This window comes from Streptacidiphilus jeojiense, assembly GCF_000719095.1.
GTDB lineage: Bacteria > Actinomycetota > Actinomycetes > Streptomycetales > Streptomycetaceae > Streptacidiphilus > Streptacidiphilus jeojiensis.
The window spans coordinates 216,971-236,214 of record NZ_JOEH01000019.1 but is presented as its reverse complement, the minus strand read 5'-3'; the positions used below and the strand labels follow the sequence as shown (position 1 = coordinate 236,214).

The 19,244-nt window shown below is 73.7% G+C and carries 16 protein-coding genes; 13 read left to right on the top strand and 3 right to left on the bottom strand.

The features are described 5' to 3' along the window. Nucleotides 1–4 precede the first annotated feature (4 nt). A complete protein-coding gene (locus IF29_RS0125200) occupies nt 5–811 on the bottom strand; it encodes a class I SAM-dependent methyltransferase (RefSeq protein WP_030259179.1) in 807 nt (268 codons plus the stop codon). Between the two features lie 187 nt (nt 812–998). Here IF29_RS0125200 and IF29_RS0125195 point away from each other — a divergent pair, with 187 nt between their 5' ends. Further along, complete coding sequence (locus IF29_RS0125195) at nt 999–1,955, top strand: alpha/beta fold hydrolase (protein WP_063757593.1); 957 nt, start codon at nt 999–1,001, stop codon at nt 1,953–1,955. Nucleotides 1,956–2,008: 53 nt separating this feature from the next. Then, entirely contained in the window at nt 2,009–2,854 is an 846-nt protein-coding gene (locus tag IF29_RS0125190) for a MerR family transcriptional regulator (RefSeq protein WP_051725929.1), read from the top strand. Between the two features lie 8 nt (nt 2,855–2,862). Here IF29_RS0125190 and IF29_RS0125185 read toward each other — a convergent pair whose 3' ends face one another. Next, nucleotides 2,863–3,897, bottom strand: coding sequence for a TAXI family TRAP transporter solute-binding subunit (locus IF29_RS0125185; protein ID WP_084714895.1), 1,035 nt, complete (start codon nt 3,895–3,897; stop codon nt 2,863–2,865). 101 nt (nt 3,898–3,998) lie between these two features. On the opposite strand from IF29_RS0125185, the gene miaB reads away from it, so the two are divergent. Both miaB and IF29_RS0125175 read left to right on the top strand, forming a co-directional pair. After that, nucleotides 3,999–5,486, top strand: coding sequence for a tRNA (N6-isopentenyl adenosine(37)-C2)-methylthiotransferase MiaB (miaB, locus tag IF29_RS0125180; protein ID WP_269665020.1), 1,488 nt, complete (start codon nt 3,999–4,001; stop codon nt 5,484–5,486). Between the two features lie 33 nt (nt 5,487–5,519). Next, complete coding sequence (locus tag IF29_RS0125175) at nt 5,520–6,215, top strand: class III extradiol dioxygenase subunit B-like domain-containing protein (protein ID WP_030259164.1); 696 nt, start codon at nt 5,520–5,522, stop codon at nt 6,213–6,215. Here the strand turns inward: IF29_RS0125175 and IF29_RS0125170 are convergent, their stop codons facing one another. Continuing rightward, on the bottom strand, nt 6,216–6,479 hold the full coding sequence (locus IF29_RS0125170; RefSeq protein ID WP_030259163.1) for an antitoxin: 264 nt from the start codon (nt 6,477–6,479) through the stop codon (nt 6,216–6,218). It abuts the gene before it with no gap. Nucleotides 6,480–6,618: 139 nt separating this feature from the next. Here IF29_RS0125170 and miaA point away from each other — a divergent pair, with 139 nt between their 5' ends. From miaA to IF29_RS0125125, 9 genes are all read left to right on the top strand, one after another. After that, nucleotides 6,619–7,548: a tRNA (adenosine(37)-N6)-dimethylallyltransferase MiaA gene (miaA, locus tag IF29_RS0125165; protein ID WP_030259157.1), complete on the top strand. Its 930-nt coding sequence runs from the start codon at nt 6,619–6,621 to the stop codon at nt 7,546–7,548. A 286-nt stretch (nt 7,549–7,834) separates the two neighbouring features. Then, nucleotides 7,835–8,326: a hypothetical protein gene (locus IF29_RS0125160; RefSeq protein WP_084714893.1), complete on the top strand. Its 492-nt coding sequence runs from the start codon at nt 7,835–7,837 to the stop codon at nt 8,324–8,326. Between the two features lie 41 nt (nt 8,327–8,367). Then, nucleotides 8,368–9,273: a diaminopimelate epimerase gene (dapF, locus tag IF29_RS0125155; RefSeq protein WP_232242423.1), complete on the top strand. Its 906-nt coding sequence runs from the start codon at nt 8,368–8,370 to the stop codon at nt 9,271–9,273. Nucleotides 9,274–9,468: 195 nt separating this feature from the next. Then, on the top strand, nt 9,469–11,838 hold the full coding sequence (locus tag IF29_RS0125150) for a RelA/SpoT family protein (RefSeq protein ID WP_063757592.1): 2,370 nt from the start codon (nt 9,469–9,471) through the stop codon (nt 11,836–11,838). A 7-nt stretch (nt 11,839–11,845) separates the two neighbouring features. After that, on the top strand, nt 11,846–13,393 hold the full coding sequence (hflX, locus tag IF29_RS0125145; RefSeq protein WP_030259149.1) for a GTPase HflX: 1,548 nt from the start codon (nt 11,846–11,848) through the stop codon (nt 13,391–13,393). 272 nt (nt 13,394–13,665) lie between these two features. Continuing rightward, nucleotides 13,666–15,066, top strand: coding sequence for a diaminobutyrate--2-oxoglutarate transaminase family protein (locus IF29_RS0125140; RefSeq protein WP_051725960.1), 1,401 nt, complete (start codon nt 13,666–13,668; stop codon nt 15,064–15,066). Continuing rightward, on the top strand, nt 15,063–16,583 hold the full coding sequence (locus IF29_RS0125135) for a pyridoxal phosphate-dependent decarboxylase family protein (RefSeq protein WP_051725924.1): 1,521 nt from the start codon (nt 15,063–15,065) through the stop codon (nt 16,581–16,583). Before IF29_RS0125140 ends, IF29_RS0125135 begins: the two co-directional genes overlap by 4 nt. After that, the gene (locus IF29_RS0125130; protein WP_063757591.1) at nt 16,580–18,469 is read left to right on the top strand and encodes an IucA/IucC family protein; all 1,890 of its coding nucleotides are present in this window, start codon (nt 16,580–16,582) and stop codon (nt 18,467–18,469) included. The genes IF29_RS0125135 and IF29_RS0125130 overlap by 4 nt, the downstream gene beginning before the upstream one ends. After that, on the top strand, nt 18,466–19,215 hold the full coding sequence (locus tag IF29_RS0125125) for a GNAT family N-acetyltransferase (RefSeq protein ID WP_380524540.1): 750 nt from the start codon (nt 18,466–18,468) through the stop codon (nt 19,213–19,215). Before IF29_RS0125130 ends, IF29_RS0125125 begins: the two co-directional genes overlap by 4 nt. The last annotated feature ends 29 nt before the right edge of the window (nt 19,216–19,244 follow it).

The following is a 19,244-nucleotide window of genomic DNA, read 5'->3' as shown; positions in this document are numbered from 1 at the left end:
ACGGTCAGACGCGGCACAGCAGTTCACCGTGCAGCACGCTGAACCAGCCGTCCGGGTCGGCGGCCCAGCCGCTCCATCCGGCCGAGATCCGCTGCAGGTCCGCCTCGGTGGCGAAGCCCTCGGCCAGCGCCTGGGCGGCGATCGCCGACGAGCTGATCCGCTCCGCCCACATCCCGCCCCACCAGGCACGTTCCTCGTCGGAGGCGTAGCACCAGGTGCCGGATCCGGACTGGATCCGCTCGAAGCCGGCCGCCCGTGCCCAGGACCGCAGCATCCGCCCCGCCTCGGGCTCCCCGCCGTTGCTCCGGGCGACGCGGTGGTACAGCGCGTTCCACTCGTCCAGCTCGGGGCGGGCCGGGAACCAGGTGAAGGCGGCGTAGTCGGAGTCGCGCGCCGCGACCACCCCGCCCGGGCGGCAGACCCGGCGCATCTCCCGCAGCGCCTGGACCGGGTCGGCCACGTGCTGCAGCACCTGGTGGGCGTGGACCACGTCGAAGGAGTCGTCCGGATAGGGCAGTTGATGGATGTCAGCGGTCGCGAAGGCGATGCCCTCGACCCCGGCCTCCGCCGCCGTCCGCTCGGCCTGCGCCACCACCTCGGCGGAGCTGTCCACGGCGGTGACCCGGCCCGGAGCCACCAACCCGGCCAGGTCGGCGGTGATGGTGCCCGGGCCGCAGCCGACGTCCAGCAGCTCCTGACCCGGTTTCAGTTCCGGTACCAGGTAGGCCGCGGAGTTGGCCGCGGTGCGCCAGCTGTGCGAGCGCAGCACGGAGGGGTGGAAGCCGTGGGTGTAGGTGGCCTTGCTGCTCATGGTCGTCTCCCTGTCGGTGCGTCAGTGGAACTTCCGATGTCCGGGACTCTAGGCACTGTCTCTCTGGCTGAGAAGATTCGTCTCGTATATCGAGACGGTGAATTGGCCCGGCGCAGTCCTTGACCACGCCAGCACCCACTGGCACATTGGCGCGTGGCAGACGACCGCACGGCGGAAGGGAGCGGCGATGATCCCCGGAGCCGTCGGGCACCGAGTGTCCTCGGGCGAGGTGGAGCTGGACGTCGTCGAGGCCGGCGACGCCACCAGGCCCACGCTGGTCTTCCTGCACGGCTACCCCGACTGCAAGCGGGTCTGGGAGCCGGTGATGAGCCGGCTCGCGGACCGCTACCACGTCGTCGCCTACGACGTCCGCGGTGCCGGACGGTCCACCGCGCCAGCTCCACGGGCCGAGAACTACCTGCTGGAACGGCTGGAGGACGACTTCCTCGCGGTCCTCGACGCCCTGGCTCCGTACGGCCCGGTCCACCTGGTCGGCCACGACTGGGGCTCGGTCCAGGGCTGGGAGTTCGCCACCTCGCCCCGGCTGTGCGGCGGCCTCGCCTCGTTCACCAGCATCTCCGGTCCCTGCCTGGACCACTTCGCCCTGTGGCTGCGGGCCCGGCTGCGCCGTCCCACCCTCCGTCACCTGGTCCAGGCGGCCGGACAGGGGATGCGCTCCTGGTACATCTACGCGTTCCAGCTGCCCCGGCTGCCCGAACTGCTCTGGCGCGGTCCGCTGGGGCGGTGCTGGCCCGCGCTGCGCCGGGCCATGGAGCGGCTGCCGGTGGCCGACGACCGCCCCTCGGACACCCTGGGTGCGGACGCGGCCAACGGCACCTGGCTCTACCGGGCCAATGTCCGCCCCCTGACGCGGCGGCCGCGACAGGACCGGATCGCCACCGTCCCGGTCCAGTTGATCGTCCCGCTGCGTGATCCCTATCTGTCGCCGCATCTCTACGACGATCTCGAACAGTGGGCTCCGGTACTCCGTCGGCGCACCGTCCGTGCGGGCCACTGGCTCCCGCTGACCCGGCCGGACCAGCTGGCCGAACTGATCGCCGACTTCGTCGACGAAGTGCGCTCCGGCCTCGTCCCCTGGCCCACACGGCCGCCGAAACCGGCGGTACGCTCGGTTCCGCGCTAGCGGGCCGATGCAGGTCTGGGCCGGGCCCGGCCGGGGGAGTGGAGGAGCACGACGTGACGACGGTGCCCAAACGGCGCGCGGAGTACCGGATCGACGACCTCGCCCGGGCGGCGGGAACCACCGTCCGCAATGTGCGCGCCTACCAGGACCGCGGCCTGCTCCCCCCGGCGGACCGGCGCGGACGCGCCAACGTCTACCAGCACGAGCACCTGGAACGGCTGCGGCTGATCGCCCAACTGCTGGACCGCGGGCACACCCTGGCCGGCATCAAGGAACTCCTGGACGCCTGGGAGAGCGGCCGCGGCCTGGGCGGCGTCCTCGGCCTGGTCGCCGAGGTCACCGCACCCTGGACGGACGAGGCCGCCGAGCGGATCAGCCGGGAGGCACTGGTGGCCTCCTTCCACGGGGTGGAGGACCAGCAGGCGATAGCCGACGCGGTCCGGCTCGGGGTGCTCGAACCGGAACCGCCGCTGGTGGACCCGGCCGAGGCGGACCGGTTCCTGGTGCCCAGCCCTGGGCTGCTCGCCGTCGCGGTGGAACTGCACGAGCTGGGCGTCCCGCTGCCCGCGATCGTCGCCCACCTGGAGGAGCTCCGCGGCGACATCGACCATCTCGCGCGCCGCTTCGTCGAGTTCAGCGCCGTCCACGTCTTCGTCCGCTACGCGGGACACCAACTGGGCGACGCCGAGGCGGCCGAGGCGATCGGCACGGTGCGCCGGCTGCGGCCGCTGGCCCAGTCGGTGGTCGACGCCGAGCTGGCCAGGGCCATGCGGGTGGAGGCCACCCGGCTGCTGGACGCCGCGGTGAGCGGACCGCTGCGCGAGATGGTGCAGCACGAGTTGGGCGGCAGCACCGATCGCGGCGGCCAGGGCGGCGGCGTCCCTGACACCGACGGGTAGGACCGGACTCAGGGCTTGGCCGACACGTAGTACCTGCGGGCGCCCTCCGCCAGCGGCAGCGGATCGGTGTAGATCGCCGAGCGGATGTCCACCAGTTGCGCGGAGTGGACCTGCTTCCCGATGGAGTCCCTGCTGTCGATGACCGCGGCGGTCACCCGCTGGACCAGCCCGAGCGGGACGTCGGCCCGGGTCACCATGAGGTTGGCGACAGCGATGGTCGGGACCGCGACATCCGGATCGGTGTGCTGGTAGGCACTGGCCGGCATGGTCGAGCTGCGGTAGATCTGGCTGTTCCGCGCCTTCGGGTCCTCCTGGGTGGCCAGCGTGTCCAGCGCGGTGGCCAGGGCGCCCAGCGGTACCAGGCGGACGTGGAAGCTGTCGGTGAGATCGGCGACCCCCGAGGTGGGGATGCCGCCCGACCAGAAGAACGCGTCGATCCGGCCCTGGGAGAGCTGGGTCGGCGCCTCGTCGATGCCCAGCGGCACCGTGGTCAGGTCCCCCTTGGCCGGATCCAGCCCGGACACCTGGAAGATCCGCGAGGCGATCAGCGCCACCCCGGAGTTCGCCTGGCCGATCGCCACCTTCTTGCCGCGCAGGTCGGAGACGCTCCTGATGCTGGAGTCCGTCGGTACCACCAGCTGGACGTAGTCGTCGTAGAGCCGTCCCATCGCCCGCAGCTCGCCGGCGTTCGGACCGGTGTAGTGGGCCACCGCGTCGGCCGTCGCGATGCCGAAGTCGTCCCGTCCGCTCGCGATCCTGGCCAGGTTGTCGGGGCCGCCGGCCGAGGAGTCCAGGCGCAGCCGCACCCCGGGCAGGTCCCGGTCCACATTGGGCTTCAGTAGCTGGCCGTACTTCTCGTACACGCCGCCGCTGGATCCGGTCGCCATCCCGTACACGCCCCTGGGGTAGGCCACCCCGTGCGGTGCCGCCAGCCAGTAGCCGAGGGCGGCGGCGGCCAGTGCCACCATGACGGTCAGCACCCGGACGGCGGGCGAGCGCACCCCTCGGGAGAGGAGGTCGTGGAGCCGCCAGGTATCCGCCATGCGGGTGATCCTGCCAGTCGTACCCCCCTTCGGGAAGCGCGGAACCTGGTCGGGAGCCGCTCGGGATCTGGTCGCCCCGCCCTGCCCGTACCCTTGTGGGCGTGGGTACCGCAGAAGCTTCCAAGACCTATGAGATCCGCACGCACGGATGTCAGATGAACGTCCATGACTCCGAGCGGCTGGCCGGCCTGCTCGAGGACGCCGGCTACGCCAAGGCGCCGTCGGGCGACAGCGCCGACGTCGTGGTGTTCAACACCTGCGCGGTGCGCGAGAAGGCCGACAACCACCTCTACGGCAACCTGGGGCAGCTGGCGTCGGTCAAGGCGGTCCGGCCGGGGATGCAGATCGCGGTCGGCGGCTGCCTGGCGCAGAAGGACCGGGAGACCATCGTCAAGCGCGCCCCCTGGGTCGACGTGGTCTTCGGCACCCACAACATCGGCCACCTGCCCGCGCTGCTGGAACGCGCCCGGGTCCAGGAGGAGGCCCAGGTCGAGATCCTGGAGTCGCTGGAGGTGTTCCCCTCCACGCTGCCCACCCGGCGCGAGTCGGCCTACGCCGCCTGGGTGTCGATCTCGGTCGGCTGCAACAACACCTGCACCTTCTGCATCGTCCCGGCGCTGCGCGGCAAGGAGAAGGACCGCCGGACCGGCGACATCCTGGCCGAGGTCGAGGCGCTGGTCGCGGAGGGCGTGGTCGAGGTCACCCTGCTCGGGCAGAACGTCAACGCCTACGGGCAGGACATCGGCGACCGGCAGGCGTTCTCCAAGCTGCTGCGCGCCTGCGGCGGGATCGACGGGCTGGAGCGGGTCCGCTTCACCTCCCCGCACCCCAAGGACTTCACCGACGACGTGATCGCGGCCATGGCGGAGACGCCGAACGTGATGCACCAGCTGCACATGCCGCTGCAGTCCGGCTCGGACAGCGTGCTGCGGGCCATGAAGCGGTCCTACCGGCAGGAGCGCTACCTCGGGATCATCGAGAAGGTGCGCGCGGCCATGCCCGACGCGGCCATCTCCACCGACATCATCGTGGGCTTCCCCGGCGAGACCGAGGAGGACTTCGAGCAGACCATGCACGTGGTCCGCGAGGCCCGCTTCGCCCAGGCGTTCACCTTCCAGTACTCCAAGCGGCCCGGCACCCCCGCGGCCGACATGGAGGGGCAGGTCCCCAAGGAGGTCGTCCAGGAGCGCTACCTGCGCCTGGTCGCGCTCCAGGAGGAGATCTCCTGGGAGGAGAACAAGAAGCAGGTCGGCAAGGTGCTGGAGGTGCTGGTCGCGGAGGGCGAGGGCCGCAAGGACCAGCACACCGACCGGCTCTCCGGCCGTGCCCCCGACAGCCGCCTGGTCCACTTCACCCGCCCCGAGGAGGGCGTCCGGCCCGGGGACATGGTGCAGGTGGAGATCACCTACGCCGCTCCGCACCACCTGCTGGCCGAGGGCGCGCCGCTGTCCGTGCGGCGCACCCGTGCGGGTGACGCCTGGGAGCGGCGGCAGGCGGCTCCGCCGGCGCCCGCCGGGGTGATGCTGGGGTTGCCGTCCGTCGGCGTCCCGGCACCGCTGCCGCTGGCCGAGGCCCCGAGCTGCCGCTGAACCGCACGGCCGGACGACGGTAGGGTCGGACCCATGCTGGTCGCCGCCGCCGTCTGCCCCTGTCCGCCGCTGCTGGTCCCCGAGGTCGCCTCGGGCGCCGCACCCGAGCTGGACGGACTGCGCACCGCCTGCGACACCGCGCTCGGCGCGGTGCTCGCGGCGGAGCCCGAGGTGGTCTGGGTGGTCGGTCCCGATGCCGAGCACAGCAGCTTCGACGACGGCGGCACCGGCTCCTTCCAGCCGTACGGGGTCGACGTCTCGGTGGTGCTCGGCGACGGCGGCGCCCCGGAGCCGCTGCCCGCCTCGCTCACCGTGGGGGCCTGGCTGCTGCAGCGCGCGGGCTGGGCCGGACGGGCCCGCGGCCTGGCCGTGCCCGACTACCTGGAACCGGACCTGTGCGCCGCCAACGGGGTCAGGCTGGCGCAGTCGGCCGGACGGGTGGGCCTGCTGGTCGTCGGCGAGGGCAGCGCCCGCCGCTCGCTGAAGGCCCCCGGCTACCTGGACGACCGGGCCGAGGGCTTCGACGCGGTGGTGTCCCGCGGGCTGGCCACGGCGGACGCCGACGGCGCGCTGTCCACCCTGGACGACGAGCTGGCGTACGAGCTCATGGCCTCCGGCCGGGCACCCTGGCAGGTGCTCGCGGGTGCCGCGGCCGGTTCGCTCGACGCCGAGCTGCTCTACGAGGACGCTCCGTACGGCGTGGGCTACTTCGTCGCCGCCTGGACCTGATCAGGACGCAGGCGGGTCCTCGCGCTCCACGGTCTCGCCCTGGACCGTGGTGCCCGGCTCGTGGTGGACCTTGTCCAGGGCCTCCTTGGCCTTGTCGCGGCCCGTGGTGATCTTGTCGCTGTACTTGCCCTTGGTGGCCTTGTCGGCCATCTCGCCGACCTTGTCCAGGCCGGAGTCGATGGTCGAGTTGTGCTTCTCGGCGAACTCGGTGGCCTTCTCCTTGGCCTGACCGAGCGCGCCTTTCAGAGTGTCCGAGAGACCCATGATTGCTCCTGCGTAGCGGGCCGGGGCGGCCTGGCCGATTACCTGGACAAAACGCCCGTACTTAGGCACACCGTACTGTCGATCACCGCACGGTGCAGCTGTGGAGCGGGTGCATGCGTGCGTTTGGGAGACTTGTCGGGTGAACAACCCCCGCGCACCCCGTGTCATCGCCGTCGTCGGCGCCACCGCCGCAGGCAAGTCGGACCTCGGCGTGGCCCTGGCCAGGGAGCTCGGCGGCGAGGTGGTCAACACCGACTCCATGCAGCTGTACCGGGGCATGGACATCGGCACCGCCAAGCTCACCGTCGAGGAGCGCCAGGGCGTCCCGCACCACCTGCTGGACGTCTGGGACGTGACGGTCGCCGCCAGCGTGGCCGAGTACCAGCGGATGGCGCGGGCGACCATCGACGCGCTGCTCGCCCAGGGGCGTACCCCGGTACTGGTCGGCGGCTCGGGACTGTACGTCCGCGCCGCCATCGACGAACTCGAGTTCCCGGGCACCGACCCGGTGGTGCGGGCCCGGCTGGAGCAGCAGCTGGACCTGGTCGGACCGGGCGAACTGCACCGCAGGCTGGCCGAGTTGGACCCGCCCGCGGCACAGGCCATCCTGCCCTCCAACGGGCGGCGCATCGTCCGGGCCCTGGAGGTCGTGGAGATCACCGGGAAGCCCTTCACCGCCAATCTGCCGGGCCATGACTCGGTCTACGACGCGGTGCAGATCGGCGTGCTGGTGCCGCGGCCGGAACTGGACCGGCGGATCGCCCTGCGGGTCGACCGGATGTGGGAGTCCGGACTCGTCGCCGAGGTGGAGAAGCTCTCGGCGGCCGGGCTGCGCGAGGGCCGTACCGCCTCCAGGGCCCTCGGGTACCGGCAGGCACTGGCCCAACTGGACGGGGAGTGCGGCGAGCGGGAGGCGCGCGAGGAGACCGTGCGGGCCACCAAGCGCTTCGCCCGGCGGCAGGAGTCCTGGTTCCGCCGGGACCCCCGGGTGCACTGGCTCGGCCCGGAGGACGCGGCCGACGGCTCGGAGCTGCTGCGCCGTTCGCTGGAGCTGGTGGCCGGAGGCTGAGGCCGGGCGCCCGACGGGTGGCCGCTGACAGCCGCCGCACAGCAAGAGTCGCTGCCCAGAGGCGTGGAAGCGGCGGATCGCGCGCCCCCGGCGCACATCCGGGTGTACGCGTGGAGCCTTGCGGGGGCTGGCGGTTACGGGCTGATCACGTCATGGCCACGGATCACCGATCCGGCCCTGGAGAGCATGGTCGGCCGGTGCCCACGTGCCATCATCGAGCTCTGAGGGAGACATTCCGCCGTCGTGGATCACCACCGGCACCAATCGCCAGGGAGGCCGCGTGTCGATGGATACCGGCCCCGAAACCCATCGTCTTCCGGACGACCCCTTCGGTATCGACGGACCGCCCCTGCCGCACCCGGCGCTGATCGACCTCTCCAAGCGGCCGCGGTCGGAACTGACACCGCTGCCGCCGGCCGACAGTGTCGCCGAGGCCGCGCTCGAAGGCCGGGAACTGCGTCCCGCGGGCCTGCTCCGGCTCTGGCAGATCATCCCCATCGCCGCCCTTGCCATCCTCGGCTCGCTGCTCTTCGCCTTTCCGCTGGCCTTCCAGTCCGGGGACGCCGGCCGGTTCGTGGGCATGCTCGGGCTGCTGCTGACCACCGCCTCGGCCGGATGGGGCGGCATGGCCGCCCGCCGGGCCGGCTACGCCTGGCCGGGCCTGCCCCGGCAGGGTTCGGGGCGCCGGGCCGGCTGGCGCGCCCTGCTCGCCTACGCCGCGTTGGTGGCGCTGGCGCTGGCGCTGGGCTGGTGGCGGGTCGCCCGCATCGGCGCCTGAGCGGGAGTCCGGCCCGGGGCGGCTCCCCCTACGATGGAGGGGTGAGCGAGATCTTGAACAGTCGGCGAGTCGTCAGCGGCCCCAGGTTCCTCAAGGGCCATGGGACCGAGAACGACTTCGTCATCCTGCCCGACCCGGACGGCGTCCTCGACCTGCCGCCCGCCCTGGTCGCCCGGCTGTGCGACCGGCGGGCCGGGATCGGCGCGGACGGGGTGCTGCGGGTGGTGCGCTCGGCCGCCCACCCCGAGGCGCTGCCGATGGCCGCCGAGGCGGAGTGGTTCATGGACTACCGCAACTCCGACGGCAGCGTGGCCGAGATGTGCGGCAACGGCGTCCGGGTCTTCGCCCGCTACCTGGTACTGGCCGGCCTGGCCAAGAGCGGCGAGCTGGCGGTGGCCACCCGTGCGGGCGTACGCCAGGTCCACGTCGCGGCCGACCGGCCCGGCGCGCCCGGCGAGGTCACCGTGCGGATGGGACGGGCCGAACTGCCCGGGCCCGGGTCCGTCACGGTGTCGGTGGGGGAGTACGACTGGCCCGCGCTCAACGTCAACATGGGCAATCCGCACGCGGTGGCCTTCGTGGACGACCTCGCGCAGGCCGGGAACCTGTACGCGACCCCGTCCGTCGAGCCCGCCTCGGCCTACCCGACCGGTGTCAACGTGGAGTTCGTGGTGGACCGCGGGCCGCGCCACGTCGCCATGCGGGTGCACGAGCGCGGCTCCGGGGAGACCCGCTCCTGCGGCACCGGCGCCTGCGCGGTCATGGTCGCCGCCGCACGCAGGGACGGCGCCGACCCGGCGGTGACCGGGCAGCCGGTCACCTACACCGTGGACGTCCCCGGCGGCCGGCTGGTGATCACCGAACGGGTGGACGGCGTCGTCGAGATGACCGGGCCCGCGGTGATCGTCGCGGAGGGCGAGCTGTCCGCCGACTGGCTAAAGTCCTGATCCGGCCTCAGCCGGCCTGCGCCGGGGCGGTTTTCGGGCAACCTTAGAACCTTGCCAATTCCGCGCCGGTTCAAATCCCCCGAACGGGTGATCAAGGTGACGTTGGGAACACGCGGCATCGCTGCGCGTGTTGCAATCGCTAGCATGGACCATCGGGGTGCCGAGCCGCTCCGGTGATCGCTGCCGGAGGTGTGCATGAACGTCGATGCCGGTGATCTCCCAGCCGTTCCCCTGGGCGGTCGCAGAACCGTCTCTCCGCCGAACCAGGGCGGCGAGGCGGGCAGCGGTGGCCTGCGTCGGGCCAGGGCGCGTTCCGGGCTGGGCCGGGCCGGCTTCGCGGCGCTTCTCGTCGGCGGCGGGCGGCCGCAGTTCGCCGACGCCCTGGAGCCGGTGATACGGGCGCACCGGGCCCAGCACCCGCAGGCGGACTTCGCTCTGCTCGACCGGGCCTACCAGCTGGCCGAGGCCTCGCACCGCGGGCAGACCCGCAAGAGCGGCGAGCCGTACATCACCCATCCGCTCGCGGTCACCATGATCCTGGCCCAACTCGGCGCCGAGACCACGACGCTGGTCGCCTCGCTGCTCCACGACACGGTCGAGGACACCGCGGTGACGCTCGATCAGGTCAGGGAGGGCTTCGGCCAGGAGGTCGCCTACCTGGTCGACGGCGTCACCAAGCTGGAGAAGGTGGACTTCGGCGCCGCCGCCGAGGCGGAGACCTTCCGCAAGATGCTGCTGGCCACCGGCGAGGACGTCCGGGTGATGGTCATCAAGCTGGCCGACCGGCTGCACAACATGCGCACCATCCGGCACATGAAGCCGGCCAGCCGGATCAGGATCGCCAAGGTCACCAGGGACGTGCTGATCCCGCTGGCCGAGCGGCTCGGCATCCAGGTCGTCAAGACCGAGCTGGAGGACATCGTCCTGGCCACCCTGCACCCCGAGGAGTACGCGGAGACCCGGGCGCTGATCGCGGCCAGGGAGACCGCTCAGCAGGAGGGGCTCGACCCGCTGGCGGACTTCGCCGGCGCGCTGCGGCGCCAGCTGCGCGAGGCCAGGATCCAGGCCGAGGTGTCGGTACGCCCCCGGCACGCCGTCTCGGTGCACCGCAGCCGGCTGCGCCGCGGCGAGCTCGCGCCCTGCGACTTCGCCCGGGTCCTGGTCGTGGTGGAGGAGAACGCCGACTGCTACGCCGTCCTCGGCGAGCTGCACACCTGCTGGTCACCGCTGCCGGGGGAGTTCAAGGACTTCATCGCCGCGCCCAAGTTCAACCTCTACCAGTCGCTGCACACCGCCGTCGCCACCGCGCCGGGCGGGGCCGGCGAGGACGTCGTCGAGGTACTGGTGCGCACCGCGCGGATGCACCAGGTCGCCGAGTTCGGGGTGGTCGCGCTGGGCAGCCCCGGCGCCCGCGCGGACGAGGCGCACGCGGAGGAGGCGGCCGGCGGCAGGGACGAGCTGGACCGCACCGACCCAGCCAGGCCCGGCTGGCTCAGCCGGCTGCTGGAGTGGCAGCGGGAGACCCCGGACGCCGACACCTTCTGGTCCGCCCTCACCGCCGATCTCTCCGGCGACGGAGAGCTCACCGTGGTCACCGAGGACGGCCGGACACTGCACCTGCCGGTCGGCTCCAGCTGCGTGGACGCGGCCTACGCACTCGGCGAGGAGGTCGGCCACCGATGTATCGGGGTGCGGCTGGGCGGCAGGCTCGCCGCGCTCTCCACCGAGCTGCACGACGGCGACGTCGTGGACGTGCTGACCGAGGACGCCCCGGTCGGAGCGGGGGAGCCGGGCGGCCCCTCCCCGGAGTGGCTGGGCCACGCGCGGACGGCGTCCGCCCGGATCGCCATCGAACGCTGGCTCGCCGAGCACCCTCAACCGCAGGTCGAGCCGGACGGGTCGGAGGCCGGGGCACCGCTGGAGCGGCTCGGCGTCGAGCTCCCGTCCGCCCCCGGTCCCGACCCGCGGGACCGGGCCCTGGTGATCGCCGCGGGGAGGCCGGGTGCGGCGGTGCGGCTGGCCCGGTGCTGCACCCCGGTCCCGCCCGACCAACTGCTCGGCTTCGCGGTCAAGGGCGGCATCGCGGTGCACCGCAGCGGCTGCCCCACCGGCAGCGGCATGGCCGGCGGGGGGCGCACGCCGGTGGAGGTCGCCTGGGCCCAGGACGCCGGCGGACAGGGCGCGGCACCGGTCGGCTACATGGTCACCGTCCAGGCCGACGCGCTGGGGCGGCCGCGGCTGCTGGCCGACCTCACCGCCGCGATCTCCGCGGTCGGCGCGGACATCGTCTCGGCCTCGGTGGAACCGCCCCAGGAGCTCCGGGTCCGGCACCGGTACACGGTCACGCTTCCCGACGCCGGGCTGCTGCCGGGGCTGATGAAGGCCATGCTCAGGGTGGCCGGCGTCTACGACGTGTACCGGGCGGTCCCGCAGACGGCAAATCCGGGTGACGGCCCCGGAGAGGGCGTGCGACCATCGTCGTCGTCGGGAATCCGCAGCGGCGCTGGGACGTTCTCCGATGAGGAGGCGGCTCTCCCGCTTCCTGGACCTGATCCCTTCCGCTAAGGATGCAATGACCTCCACGTACGAAACCCGCGACGCTGCCTCCCAGCAGGACCCCCGGCAGAATCCTCTGCAGGACCGGGCCACCCGTAGGGCGGACGCACTGATGGACGAGGACCTCGCGGGATTCGACGAGGCCCTCGGCGGCGCAGGCCGCAGCAACGACTACGACGGCGACCAGTTCGACCGCGGCGACCGTGCGTCGCTGCGCCGGGTCTCCGGGCTCTCCACCGAGCTCCAGGACGTCACCGAGGTCGAGTACCGCCAGCTCCGCCTGGAGCGGGTGGTCCTGGTCGGCGTATGGACCGACGGCACGGTGGAGGAGGCGGAGAACTCCCTGGCGGAGCTCGCCGCACTCGCTGAGACCGCCGGTTCCGAGGTCCTGGACGGCGTGATCCAGCGCCGCGACCGGCCCGACCCGGCCACCTACATCGGCTCCGGCAAGGCCCGTGAGCTGCGGGAGATCGTCGAGTCCACCGGCGCCGACACCGTGGTCTGTGACGGTGAGCTCAGCCCGGGCCAGCTGATCCACCTGGAGGACGTGGTCAAGGTCAAGGTGGTCGACCGTACCGCCCTGATCCTGGACATCTTCGCGCAGCACGCCAAGTCCCGTGAGGGCAAGGCCCAGGTCTCGCTGGCGCAGATGCAGTACATGCTGCCGCGGCTGCGCGGCTGGGGCGCCTCGCTCTCCCGGCAGATGGGTGGTGGCGGCGGCTCCTCGGCCGGCGGCGGTGGCGGTATGGCCACCCGCGGCCCGGGTGAGACGAAGATCGAGACGGACCGGCGACGGATCCGCGAGCGGATGGCGAAGCTCCGCAGGGAGATCGCCGACATGAAGAAGGGCCGCGAGACCAAGCGGCAGGAGCGGCGCCGGAACCAGGTTCCCTCGGTGGCCATCGCCGGCTACACCAACGCCGGCAAGTCCTCGCTGCTCAACCGGCTCACCGGGGCCGGTGTGCTGGTGGAGAACTCGCTGTTCGCGACCCTGGACCCGACGGTCCGCCGGGCCGAGACGCCGGGCGGCCGGATCTACACCCTGGCCGACACGGTCGGATTCGTCCGGCACCTGCCGCACCACCTGGTCGAGGCGTTCCGCTCCACCATGGAGGAGGTCGGCGACGCCGACCTGATCCTGCACGTGGTCGACGGCTCGCACCCGGAGCCGGAGTCCCAGCTGGCCGCGGTGCGCGAGGTCATCGTCGAGGTGGACGCCCAGAACGTTCCCGAGATCGTCGTGATCAACAAGGCGGACGCGGCGGACCCCGAGGTCCTGGCGCGACTGCTGCGTCGCGAGCCGCACGCCATCGTGGTGTCGGCCCGCACCGGCGAGGGCATGGAGGAGCTGCTGCGGCTGATCGAGAACGAGCTGCCGCGGCCCGCGGTCGAGGTGACCACCCTGGTCCCCTACACCCGCGGCGACCTGGTCTCCCGGGTGCACCAGGACGGCGAGGTGCTCTCCGAGGAGCACACCGGTGAGGGCACCCTGCTCAAGGCCCGGGTGCTGCCGGACCTGGCGGCCGAGCTGGAGCGCTACAGCCTGGCTGCCCAGGCGAGCTGACCCGGTCTCAGCCGCCCTGCGACGGGCGGCCGTTCCCCCCACGGGGAGCGGCCGCCCGTCGCCGTTTCCGGGCGGATCCGCGATCGTGGCTGAGATCGCGCGTGATTGGGAGGGTGCTGGCTCGTTAGACCAAAGGGGCGTCACCCGAGGGGGTGCCCATCCCAGCGCGCGGAGCGGTCCCTCCGGGGGCGGCGCCGGGCCCTGCGGACCGCCCTGACCAGCCAGGAGGAACCGAGGCCGTGCCGCCGACCGTCCTGCCACCAGCCGGGGCCCTGCCGACCCCGGGCCCAGCCGTCGCCGCTTCCGCCGTCGATCCCGAGGCGATCCTCGGCCGTCAGGCCGCCCGCGAGTCCGCGGCCCGTACCTACGCCCGTTCGCTGCCGATCGTCCCGGTGCGGGCGCAGGGCATGACGGTGGAGGGGGCGGACGGCAGACGCTATCTGGACTGCCTCTCCGGAGCCGGGAGCCTCGCCCTGGGCCACAACCACCCGGTGGCGCTGCAGGCGATCCGCGAGCTGCTGGACTCCGGCGCTCCGCTGCACGTGCTGGACCTGGCGACGCCGGTCAAGGACGCGTTCACCACCGAGCTCTTCGCCTCGCTGCCGGAGGAGTTCGCCCGCGACGCCAGGATCCAGTTCTGCGGGCCGGCCGGCACGGACGCGGTCGAGGCGGCCCTCAAGCTGGTCCGAACCGCCACCGGGCGCAGCGGCCTGCTCGCCTTCACCGGGGCTTACCACGGCATGACCGCGGGGGCACTGGCCGCCGGCGGAGACCGCGCGGCCGGGCTCGGCGGCGCGGCGGGGCGCCCGGTACGGCTGCCGTTCCCCTACGACTACCGCTGCCCGTTCGGGCTGGGTGGTCCGGAGGCTGCGCGGATCGCGGCGCGCTGGACCGAGTCGCTGCTGGCGGACCCCAAGGGCGGGGTGGAGCCGGCCGCCGGGATGATCGTCGAACCGGTCCAGGGGGAGGGGGGTGTGCTTCCCGCCCCGGACGGATGGCTGCGCGAGATGCGCCGGATCAGCGCCGCCCACGGCATTCCGCTGATCGTCGACGAGGTGCAGACCGGCGTGGGCCGGACCGGGGCGTTCTGGGCGGTGCAGCACTCCGGCGTGGTCCCCGACGTCATGGTGGTGTCCAAGGCGGTCGGCGGCAGCCTTCCGCTGGCCGCCGTCGTCTACCGGGGTGAGCTCGACGTCTGGGCGCCCGGCGCGCACGCGGGCACCTTCCGGGGCAATCAGCTCGCCATGGCGGCCGGCGCCGCGACGCTGCGCTTCGTACGGGAGGAGAGGCTGGCGGAGCGGGCCGCGGCCCTCGGCGAGCGGATGCTGGCCCGGTTGCGCGCGCTGCACTGCCTGCTGCCGGCCATGGGCGATGTCCGCGGCCGAGGGCTGATGCTGGGGGTGGAGATCGTCGACCCGGAGGCGGACGCCGACCCGCTCGGTGCGCGTCCGGCCGCGCCGGGACTGGCCGCGGCGGTGCGGCAGGAGGCGCTGCGGCGCGGGCTGATCGTGGAACTGGGCGGTCGCCATGACAGCGTGCTGCGGCTGCTGCCACCGCTGACCATGACCGACGAGCAGGCGGAGACCGTGCTGGAGCGCCTGGGCGAGGCCGTCCACGCCGCCTCGGCGGCGCACCGCGGCCTTCCGCCGGCCCGGGCGGGGGAGTACCGGTGACCGAGGCGGAGCCGTTCGACCGCCCACCGGGATCCGCTCTCGCGGGCGGAACCGCGGGCCCGGATGCGCTCCAGCCGCTGGTCGCGGAGGTGCTCGCGGCGCTGCGCCGGGGTGCAGCGCGCCGGGGCGGCCCGCTGCCGCCCGGCGGCCCCGCGGCCGTGGCGGAGGGGCTGCGGGCGCTGTTGGCGCCGTCGGCGCTCCTTCCCGAGCAAGGCGATCCGGGCGCGCTGGGAGCACTGGTCGAAGCGCTGGCCGCCACCGCCGCCGATCCTGCCGACCCCGCCTGCGCGGCCCATCTGCATGTGCCGCCGCTGGCCGTCGCGGTCGCGGCGGAGCTGGCGACGGCCGCGGTCAATCCCTCGCTGGACTCCTGGGACCAGGCCCCCGGCAGCACGTCCGTGGAGCTCGCCGTGGTCCGGGCGCTCGCCGGACTGGTCGGCTTCGCTCGGCCGGAGGCCGCGGCGGGCGTGCTGACCGGCGGCGGAACCGAGTCCAATCTGATGGCGCTGCTGCTGGCCCGGGACGCCTTCCCCAGGGAGCAGTTCGCCTCCGGACGGCTCACCGTGCACTGCTCGCAGGCCGCCCACTTCTCCATCGCCAGGGGCGCCGCGCTGCTGGGCCTGGACCGGGACGCCGTCGTCCCGGTGCAGACCGCGCCGGACGGCCGGATGGACCCCCGGGTGCTGGACTGGGCCCTCGCCGACGCCCGGGCCGCCGGACGGGTGCCCTGCTGCGTCGTGGCCACGGCCGGGACTACCGACCTGGGGGCCGTCGACCCGCTCGCCGCGGTCGCGGCCGTCGCCCGCCGGCACCGGGTTCGGCTGCACGTCGACGCCGCCTACGGGGGCGGAGCGCTGTTCTCGCGGCGGCTGGCACCGCTGCTGGACGGGCTGTCGGAGGCCGACACCATCGGGCTGGACCTGCACAAACTCGGCTGGCAGCCGATCGCCGCCGGGGTGCTGCTGGTACGCGAGGCGGCCATGTTCGCACCGCTGGAGCAGCGTGCCGCCTACCTCAATCCGGAGGACGACGAAGACGCCGGTTACACCTCGCTGCTGGGCCGTTCGCTGCGGACCACCCGCAGGGCGGACGCCTTCAAGGTCGCCGTCACCCTGCGCACCCTCGGCCGGGCCGGTCTCGGCGCGCTGGTCGACCGCTGCCACGACCTCGCCGGGTACGCGGCGGAGCGGATCGCCGCCGAACCGCGACTGGAGCTGACCGCGGAGCCGGTGCTCACCACGGTGCTGTTCCGGTACCTGCCGCAGCGGGGCGCCGCAGCGGGCGCGGAGACGGACCGGGTGAACGCCGCGCTCCGCCGACGCCTGCTCGAACAGGGCAGCGCCGTCGTCGGCCGCACCGAACTCGGCAGCGGGCCGGGCTCGGTGCGGCTCAAGCTCACCCTGCTGAACCCCGGCACCAGCACGGCCGAGCTGGACCGACTGATCGAACTCGTCCTCGCCGCAGGCGCCGACAGCGAACCGCCGGACGCCGACGAACAACGGGAGACCAACTCGTGAGCACTGCTGCCCGTGGCGGAGTCCCCGCGCAGGGCCAGGCCGGACCGGACCCGGCGGCGGACACCGATCCGCTGCTGCACCCGGATCCGGCGGTGGCCGCCGACTGCGCGGCCACCGAGAGCCTGCTGCGCTGCTGGGTACGGGAGACCGGCATCACCGGTCCACCGGGCGACCTGCTCACTGTGGCCCTGGGCGACGGGCTGCACCTGGTGGTCCCGGTCCGCTACTGGTCGCCCTGCGGCTGGCACCGCTTCGGCCGCGCGGTCCTGGTCGCGGGGGCCGGCGGCCGGGAGGGCGGCCATCCGGTCGACGCGGTCACCGTCGCGGCGCTGCTGGCCCGAGGCGGCTCCGGCGGCGAACCCGTCGCCCCGCGCCATGTCGCCGACCTCGCCGGACGCGTCGTGGACTCGGTCCGCCGCACCGCCGCGTTCATCGCCGAACACCGGCGTGCCCCGGAGCCGCCGCCCGGCACCAGCCCGTTCCTGGACGGTGAGCAGGCCCTGCTGCTGGGGCATCCACTGCATCCCACCCCCAAGAGCCGCGAGGGTCTGGGCGAGTCCGAGGCCGCCGCCTTCTCGCCCGAACTGCGCGGTGCGCACCGGCTGCACTGGTTCGCCGTCGACCAGGAGCTGGCCGCCTCGGACTCGGCGCTGCCCTCCCCGGCCGCGGCGATCACCGCCGCGCTGCGCGGACCGGACGCCCGGCCGCTGCCGCCCGGAACCGTCGCGCTTCCGCTGCACCCTTGGCAGGCCCGGGAACTGACGCACCGGCAGGACGTCCACCGGCTGCTCGGCGAGGGACGGCTGCACGACCTGGGGCCGTCCGGGCCGCTCTGGTACCCCACCTCCTCGCTGCGCACGCTGCACCGGCCCGGCGCCCCGTTCATGCTGAAGCTGTCGCTGGGGCTGCGGATCACCAACTCCCGCCGGGAGAACCTGCGCAAGGAACTGCACCGGGGCGTGGAGGTGCACCGGCTGCTCGCCGGCGGACTCGGCGAGGAGTGGCGGGCCGCCCACCCCGGCTTCGACATCGTCCGCGATCCGGCCTGGATCGGCGCGGACCTGGCCGGGGCGGCGGGTACCGAGGGAGCCGGAGGTCTGGACACCGTGATCCGGCAGAACCCCTTCGGCGCCGCGGACCGGGTGCTGTGCGTGGCCGGCCTGGTCGCCGAACGCCCGAGCCGCACCGAGGGCGGCATTCCGGCAGCCTCCCGCCTGTGCGACCTGCTGCACCGGCTCGCAGCCCGCAGCGGCCGCCCCACCGCCACCGTGGCCACCGAGTGGTTCCTGCGCTACCTCGACGTCGTGGTGCTGCCGCTGCTCTGGCTGGACGGGCAGGCCGGGATCGCGCTGGAGGCGCACCAGCAGAACAGCCTGGTGGAGTTGGACGCCCACGGCTGGCCGGTCGGCGGCCGCTACCGGGACAACCAGGGCTACTACTTCCGGGAGTCGCGCGCGGCCGCCCTGGACGCCCGGCTGCCCGGAATCGGCACCCGGAGCGACACTTTCGTCCCGGACGCCGTCGCCGACGAGCGCTTCGGCTACTACCTCGGCATCAACCATCTGCTGGGCCTGGTCGGCGCGTTCGGGTCGCAACGGCTCGCGGACGAGCGTCTGCTGCTGGCCGCACTGCGCCGATTCCTGGCCGGCTCCGCCGCGGCCGCCACCGGGTCCGGCCTGCCCGCCCGACTCCTCGACGCCCCGACCCTGCGCTGCAAGGCCAATCTGCGCACCCGGCTGAACGGCCTGGACGAGCTGGTCGGCCCGGTGGAGACACAGTCGGTGTACGTCACCGTCGACAACCCGCTGGTGACGGCCGCCGGCCCGGGCCAGGTCGCCGCCGGCCCCGGCGCCGGCTCCGCACCGGCCCCGGGGGCGTCCCGGTGAGCCGGCCGCCGATCCCCGCACCGGGGTCAGGACCGGGCTCGGGACCGGGGCGTCCGGTGCCCTGGCACCAGGTGCTCACCCCGCACCACCTCGCCCCGCACTCGCTCCCCCCGGACTCCCTCCTCCCGTCGCGCGGCGCCGTCCCGGCGCAGGCGCCGGCGCGCCCGCCGCGGCCCCGGCTGCCCGCCGCCGACCTGCTCGACGGGGTCGGCCGCTGGGGCGTGATGGACACCCCGGTCGGCCAGTTCCGGCTGCACCCGGTACGGCTGCCGAGAGACCTGTCCCTGGTCGCCGGTTGGATGAACGACCCGGTGGTCGCCGCCTTCTGGGAACTCTCCGGACCGGCCGAGCTGACGGAGCAGCACATCAGCACCCAACTCGACGGCGACGGCCGCAGCGCCCCCTGCCTCGGGCTGCTGGACGGCACCCCGATGAGCTACTGGGAGCTCTACCGGGCCGATCTCGACCCGATCGCCCGGCACTACCCGGCCCGGCCCCACGACACCGGGGTGCACCTGCTGCTCGGGCCGCCCGAATGCCGGGGCCGCGGCGTCGGCCCCCGGCTGCTGCGGGCCGTCGCGGAGCGCGCGCTGAGGGAGCGCCACTCGGCCGCGCGGGTGGTGGCCGAGCCCGATGTCCGCAACATCCCCTCCGTGCGGGCCTTCCTCAAGGCGGGATTCCGCCACCACCAGGACCTCGACCTGCCCGCCAAGCGGGCCGCCCTGATGGTCCGCGACCGTGTCTGACCACCCGTCACCGAACCCGTTCCCCTGAC